Annotated in this window: 1 protein-coding gene; it reads left to right on the top strand. The window is 61.6% G+C overall.

Features of this window, described 5'->3' with window-relative positions:
- On the top strand, positions 1–844 hold an 844-nt coding region (locus tag CFR80_RS18555; RefSeq protein ID WP_146221726.1), incomplete at both ends, for a carbohydrate porin.

Consider the following 844-nt stretch of genomic DNA (forward strand, 5'->3'; position numbering starts at 1 on the left):
TCAGCGGGTTCGAGGCTGACCGCTCCACCCGCCTGTTCGAACTGTGGTACCAGCAGTCGTTCCTCAAGGGGAAACTCGACGTCAAGATCGGCCAGCAGGACCTTGATACCGAATTCCTGATCAGCGATTACGCATCGCTGTACCTGAACGCCAATTTCGGCTGGCCCATGGCCCCGTCAGTCAACCTGTATGGCGGCGGCCCGTCATGGCCACTCTCCTCGCCCGCCGTGCGGATCCGTTACCGGCCCGGCGAGAAGTTCACCTTCATGTTCGCCGCTGCTGACGACAATCCGCCGGGCAACCGCTATAACTCGCTACCCATCCAGCAGGCCACGGGCGCAGTACTGGGCAGCAACAGCGATCCCACCAGCCAGACCTATAACGGCGCCAATGGCACAAACTTCAACATGGGTAATGGCGCGCTGCTGATTACCGAACTGCAGTACGCACTCAATCCGCAGCCCGCCGATACGTCCAACGTCACAAAAGATCCCGGCCTGCCGGGCGTCTATAAATTGGGCGGATATTACGACACCGCCAGATTTCCCGATTACCGCTACAACAACATGGGCCAGGCCCTTGGCGGCCCCAATGACACCACCGGCATCCCGCGCTGGGACCGGGGCAACTGGATGGTGTACGGCATCATTGACCAGATGATCTGGCGGCCTTCCATCCAGTCCACGCGTTCGCTGGGTATTTTCGTGCGCGCCACGGGCAATGGCGGCGACCGTAACCTGATCAGCTTCGCCATTGACGCGGGCCTGAACCTGAAGGCCCCGTTCCGGGGACGTGACAACGACACGATCGGGCTGGGCTGGGGCATTGGCCGCGCCAGTTCGGG

Origin of the sequence: Komagataeibacter oboediens (assembly GCF_003207815.1) — a bacterium.
Taxonomy (GTDB): Bacteria; Pseudomonadota; Alphaproteobacteria; order Acetobacterales; family Acetobacteraceae; genus Komagataeibacter; species Komagataeibacter oboediens.